This window comes from Streptomyces atriruber, assembly GCF_001418325.1.
In the GTDB taxonomy this organism is placed as follows: Bacteria; Actinomycetota; Actinomycetes; order Streptomycetales; family Streptomycetaceae; genus Streptomyces; species Streptomyces atriruber.
This window is the reverse complement of the sequence record NZ_LIPN01000433.1, coordinates 1-5,354: the sequence shown is the minus strand read 5'-3', so window position 1 is coordinate 5,354 and position 5,354 is coordinate 1. Positions and strand designations below refer to the sequence as shown.

The 5,354-nt window shown below is 74.9% G+C and carries 5 protein-coding genes; 4 read left to right on the top strand and 1 reads right to left on the bottom strand.

Features of this window, described 5'->3' with window-relative positions; all coding sequences use genetic code 11:
• The 3 genes from AOK03_RS34930 to AOK03_RS34920 form a co-directional block, all read left to right on the top strand.
• Nucleotides 1-1,177: VWA domain-containing protein (locus AOK03_RS34930; RefSeq protein WP_157869161.1), on the top strand; the 1,177-nt coding region annotated here is incomplete at its 5' end.
• Nucleotides 1,177-1,785, top strand: coding sequence for a cob(I)yrinic acid a,c-diamide adenosyltransferase (gene cobO / locus AOK03_RS34925; protein ID WP_055569405.1), 609 nt, complete (start codon nucleotides 1,177-1,179; stop codon nucleotides 1,783-1,785). The genes AOK03_RS34930 and cobO, both read left to right, overlap by 1 nt.
• Nucleotides 1,779-3,179 carry a cobyrinic acid a,c-diamide synthase CobB gene (locus tag AOK03_RS34920; protein ID WP_055569404.1) on the top strand — a complete coding sequence of 467 codons (1,401 nt, stop codon included), beginning with the start codon at nucleotides 1,779-1,781 and terminating at the stop codon, nucleotides 3,177-3,179. The genes cobO and AOK03_RS34920 overlap by 7 nt, the downstream gene beginning before the upstream one ends.
• Before the next feature lie 17 nt (nucleotides 3,180-3,196).
• On the opposite strand, the gene AOK03_RS34915 is transcribed toward AOK03_RS34920, so the two are convergent.
• Nucleotides 3,197-3,928 (bottom strand): ZIP family metal transporter, encoded by a 732-nt coding sequence (locus AOK03_RS34915; protein ID WP_055569403.1) that lies wholly within the window; start codon nucleotides 3,926-3,928, stop codon nucleotides 3,197-3,199.
• A 72-nt stretch (nucleotides 3,929-4,000) separates the two neighbouring features.
• On the opposite strand from AOK03_RS34915, the gene cobC reads away from it, so the two are divergent.
• A partial coding sequence (gene cobC / locus AOK03_RS34910; RefSeq protein WP_079075152.1) for an Rv2231c family histidinol phosphate aminotransferase CobC occupies nucleotides 4,001-5,354 on the top strand: 1,354 nt, incomplete at its 3' end.

Here is a 5,354-nt window from a genome sequence, read left to right as displayed (position 1 = left end):
GAGCGAGGACGTGCGGCAGGCCGCGCTGCTCGCGCTGCCGCACCGCAGGCGCCGCAACCCGTTCGACGCGCCCGGCCTCGACGAGGACAAGCTGGACGAGGCGCTGGAGGACGCGCGCGAGGACGAGGAGCCCGAGCCCCCGGAAGGGGACGACGACCCCGACGGCGGCGGTCCGGACGGCGGCCCCGGCGGCGGGCAGCCCCCGGCCGACGGCCCCGACTCCCCCGAGCTGCCGCCCCAGAACCAGGGCCCGGACGCTCCGGACACCGACGGGACACCGGCCCCCCAGGAGCCCGCGCCCACCGCCGGTGCCCCCTCGGGCTCCGGCGAGCAGCAGGCGGTGCGCGCCGCGGAGCCGTTCCGCACGAAGATGCTGAGCGTGCCCGGCATCGGCGAGGGCGCGGCGGGGCGGCGCTCGCGGGCCCGCACCGAGCACGGCCGCACGACGGGTTCGCGGCGCCCCCGAGGCGCCCTGACCAAGCTGCACCTGGCGGCGACGGTACAGGCCGCCGCCCCGCACCAGAAGGCGCGCGGACGCTCCGGCGCCGGGCTCGTCGTACGCCGTGACGACCTGCGGCAGGCCACGCGGGAGGGCCGCGAGGGCAACCTCGTGCTGTTCGTCGTGGACGCCTCCGGGTCGATGGCGGCGCGGCAGCGGATGAGCGCCGTCAAGGGCGCGGTGCTCTCCCTCCTCCTCGACGCCTACCAGCGGCGCGACAAGGTGGGGCTCGTGACGTTCCGCGGCACGGAGGCGCAGGTGGCGCTGCCGCCGACGTCGTCGGTGGACGCGGCCGCGGCCCGCCTCGAATCGCTGCCGACCGGCGGCCGCACGCCGCTGGCCGCGGGCCTGCTGAAGGCGCACGACGTGCTGCGCGTCGAGCGGCTGCGGGACGCCGCGCGGCGCCCGCTGGTGGTCGTGGTGACGGACGGACGGGCGACCGGGGGCGTGGAGCCGGTGGCCCGCGCGGGCCGGGCGGCCCGGCTGTTCGCGGCCGAAGGCGTCGCCTCGGTCGTCGTCGACTGCGAGTCGGGTTACGTACGGCTCGGCCTGGCCGGGCAGTTGGCGGGCGAGCTCGGCGGGACGGTCGTGACCCTCGACGAGCTGCGGGCGGACTCGATCGCCGGCCTCGTCAAGGACGTACAGGGAATGAACTCGCCTTCGAGGAGGGCCGCTTAATGCCGCAGGGACAGCCGAGCGTCGTACCGGACGACGGGCTCACGACGCGTCAGCGCCGCAACCGTCCGCTCGTCTTCGTCCACACCGGCGTCGGCAAGGGCAAGTCGACCGCCGCGTTCGGGCTCGCGCTGCGGGCCTGGAATCAGGGGTGGCCCATCGGCGTCTTCCAGTTCGTGAAGTCGGCGAAGTGGAAGGTCGGCGAGGAGAACGCGCTGAAGGTCCTCGGCGCCACCGGTGAGGGCGGCACCGTCGCCTGGCACAAGATGGGCGAGGGCTGGTCGTGGATCCAGCGCGCCCCCGCCGAGGGCGAGTTGACCAACGAGGACAAGGCCCGCGAGGGCTGGGAGCAGGTCAAGCGCGACCTCGCAGAGGAGACGTACAAGCTCTACGTCCTCGACGAGTTCGCCTATCCGATGCACTGGGGCTGGATCGACACCGACGAGGTCGTCGAGGTGCTGCGCAATCGCCCCGGCACCCAGCACGTCGTCATCACCGGCCGCAACGCGCCCCAGAAGCTGATCGATTACGCGGACCTCGTGACCGACATGTCGAAGATCAAGCACCCGATGGACGCGGGCCAGAAGGGCCAGAGGGGCATCGAGTGGTAGCTCGCCTCGTCATCGCGGCGCCGTCGTCGGGCAGCGGCAAGACGACCGTCGCGACGGGCCTGATGGCCGCCTTCACGGCGGCCGGGCTCGCCGTCTCCCCGCACAAGGTCGGGCCGGACTACATCGACCCGGGCTATCACGCGCTGGCGACCGGCCGTCCCGGCCGCAACCTCGACGCCTACCTGTGCGGCCCCGACCTGGTGGCGCCGCTGTTCGCGCACGGCGCGGCCGGCTGCGACCTCGCCGTGGTCGAGGGCGTGATGGGGATGTACGACGGGGCGGCGGGGCAGGGTGAGCTGGCGTCCACGGCGCACGTCGCGAAGCTGCTGCGGGCGCCGGTCGTCCTGGTCGTCGACGCGTCGTCGCAGTCGCGGTCGGTGGCGGCGCTGGTGCACGGCTTCGCGTCCTGGGACCCGCAGGTGCGGGTCGCGGGCGTCATCCTCAACAAGGTCGGCTCCGGCCGGCACGAGGCGCTGCTGCGCGAGGCGCTCGACGAGTCCGGGGTGCCGGTGCTCGGCGCGCTGCGCCGCGCCCCTCAAGTAGAGGCCCCTTCGCGGCACTTGGGACTCGTTCCGGTTGCCGAGCGGCGGGGCGATGCGGTCGAGTCGGTGGCGGCGTTGGCTTCACGAGTGCGGGAAGGGTGCGACCTGGAGGGGCTTCTCGCGCTGGCGCGCAGTGCGCCCTCGCTGTCGGGTGACGAGTGGGATCCGGCCGTGGCCTGCGGCGCTTCGTTCTCCGATCCCACCCCTTCCCGAAACCGGGACTCCGCCCCGGACCGACGCGCTGGAGGCCGCCCTCGCATCGCCGTCGCCGGTGGGCCTGCGTTCACCTTCTCCTACGCCGAGCACGCCGAACTGCTCACCGCCGCCGGAGCCGAGGTCGTCACCTTCGACCCGCTGCACGACGAGCAACTGCCCGACGGGACGGCCGGGTTGGTCATCGGCGGCGGATTCCCCGAGGTGTACGCGCCCGAGCTGTCCGCCAACGAGCAGCTGCGCAAGGCCGTGGCGGAGCTGGCGCTCTCCGGCGCGCCCGTGGCCGCGGAGTGCGCGGGCCTGCTCTACCTCTCCCGCGAGCTGGACGGGAAGCCGATGTGCGGGGTGCTCGACGCGAAGGCCCGGATGTCGGAGCGGCTGACGCTCGGGTACCGGGAAGCCGTGGCCGTCTCGGACAGTGTGCTCGCGGCGACCGGTACGCGGATGCGGGGCCACGAGTTCCACCGCACGACCGTCGAGCCGGGCGCGGGCCCTGCCCCCGCCTGGGGCCTGCACCGGCCCGAGCGGCGCGTCGAGGGCTTCGTACAAGGAAATGTGCACGCCAGCTATCTGCACACGCACTGGGCCGCGGAGCCGGGCGTCGCAGACCGTTTCGTCGGGAGATGCGCCGCCCGATGAACCGGCCGCCGTCGCGCTCAGCCCGCGATGCCCACCACGAGCCAGATGAACGCCGCGCCCGCCACCGTGCACAGCAGGGTCGAGCGGGCCGGATGGTCGTGGTGGGCCTCGGGCAGGATCTCGGCCGCCGCGAGATACAGCAGCGCGCCGCCGAAGAAGCCCAGATAGCTGCCGAGCAGTTGCTCCGGAATGGTGAAGAGCAGGGTCGACGCGGCGCCCGCCACGGGCGCCACCGCGTCCGCGAACAGCATCGCGAGCGCCTTGCGGCGGGCGTTCCCGTACAGGCTGGTGATCGTGTACGTGTTGAAGCCGTCCGCGAAGTCATGGGCGACGACGGCCAGCGCCACGGCCGCACCCATGCCGCCGCCCACCTGGAAGGCGGCGCCGATCGCGATGCCGTCCATCACGCTGTGCCCGACCATCGCGGCGGCCGCGGTGAGCCCCACCTCGGGCACCCGGCCGCCCGCGTGCTCGCCGGCGCCGTGCGCGGCCTGGCGGCCCGCGAGGAGGCGTTCCACCAGATGGGCGACGAGGAAGCCGGCCACGAACAGGAGCAGGGCCGCCGGTACGCCGAAGACGGGGTCGCCCGCGGCGTCCAGGGCCTCCGGCAGCAGGTCGAGGCCGACGACGCCGAGCATCAGCCCGCCCGCGAGGCCCAGGACGAGATGGCGCCGGTCGGTGACCCGCTGGGCCGTCCAGCCGCCCACCAGGGTCATGAGGAAGGCGCCGAGCGCCACGAACACCGCCATGGCCCCTTGCTAGCCGATTGACCCCCTGCTCCGCACATCCATCACCCCACCCCACACGAAAGGACCTGCCCCATGGCCGTGGCCGATGCCGACGCCGCAAAGGTGACGTCCCCCACCGAGGACGTCGTGCTCGTCGTCGGCGTCGGCGCCTGCGAGGACGCCCCGGTGGAGGAGGTGCTCGGCCTCGTCCGGGACACGGTCTGCGAGGCGGGCCTCGCCCAAGGGGCGGTCGCCGAGCTGGCGACGGTCGACGTGAAGGGGACGGAGCCGGGGATCGTCGGGGCGGCGGCGCGGCTCGGGGTGCCGCTCGTGACGTACACGGCGCGCGAGCTGGCGGACGTGACGGTGCCGAACCCGTCCGCGCGCTCCCGTGCCGCGGTGGGCACGCCGTCCGTGGCGGAGGCGGCCGCGCTGCGGGGCGGCGGTGAACTCCTCGTCCCCAAGCGGAAGTCGGCGCCGGTGGGCCGTCCGCCGATGGCGACGTGCGCGGTCGCGGCGCGCCCCCGGGCCTCGGCCGCCCGCTTCGACCTGCGCCACCACGGTGACGCGGAGGTACGGGACGACGGCGCCGACCTCACCGACCTGGCGGTCAACGTACGTTCCGACACTCCCCCGGCCTGGCTCAAGCAGCTGATCGCCGCGTCCCTCGACGGTCTGGCGGCGTACCCGGACGGCCGGGCGGCGCGCGACGCGGTGGCGGCACGTCATGGCCTGACGCCGGACCGCGTCCTGCTCACCGCGGGCGCGGCGGAGGCCTTCGTCCTGCTGGCCCGCGCCCTGAAGGTCCGTCACCCGTACGTCGTGCACCCCCAGTTCACCGAGCCGGAGGCGGCGCTGCGCGATGCCGGGCACGAGGTGGGCCGGGTGCTGCTGCGCGAGGAGGACGGCTTCCGGCTCGATCCGTCCGCGGTGCCGGAGGAGGCCGACCTGGTGGTCGTCGGCAACCCCACCAACCCGACCTCGGTCCTCCACCCTGCCGCGTCGATCGCCCGACTGGCCCGCCCCGGGCGGATCTTGGTGGTCGACGAGGCCTTCATGGACGCGGTGCCGGGCGAGCGGGAGGCCCTGGCGGGCCGCACGGACGTACCCGGCCTCGTGGTGCTGCGCAGCCTCACCAAGACGTGGGGCCTCGCGGGCCTGCGGATCGGCTACGTCCTCGCCGCGCCCGACACGATCGCCGCCCTCACCCAGGCGCAGCCGCTGTGGCCGGTGTCGACGCCGGCGCTCGTGGCCGCGCAGGCGTGCGTGGGGCCGCGGGCGCTGGCGGAGGCGGGCCATGCGGCGCACCGGATCGCGGCGGACCGCGCCCATCTCCTTTCCGGGCTGGCCGAGTTGGCACCCGCGGGGGTCCGCGTGGTGGAGCCCGCGGAGGGGCCCTTCCTGCTGGTACGGGTCCCGGGGGCGGCCGGGGTGCGCGGGCGGCTTC

What these genes read in the sequence shown, in the direction of transcription:
- cobO (WP_055569405.1), top strand. Translation starts at nt 1,177, where the DNA reads ATGCCGCAGGGACAGCCGAGCGTCGTACCGGACGACGGGCTCACGACG.
- AOK03_RS34915 (WP_055569403.1), bottom strand. Translation starts at nt 3,928, where the DNA reads ATGGCGGTGTTCGTGGCGCTCGGCGCCTTCCTCATGACCCTGGTGGGC.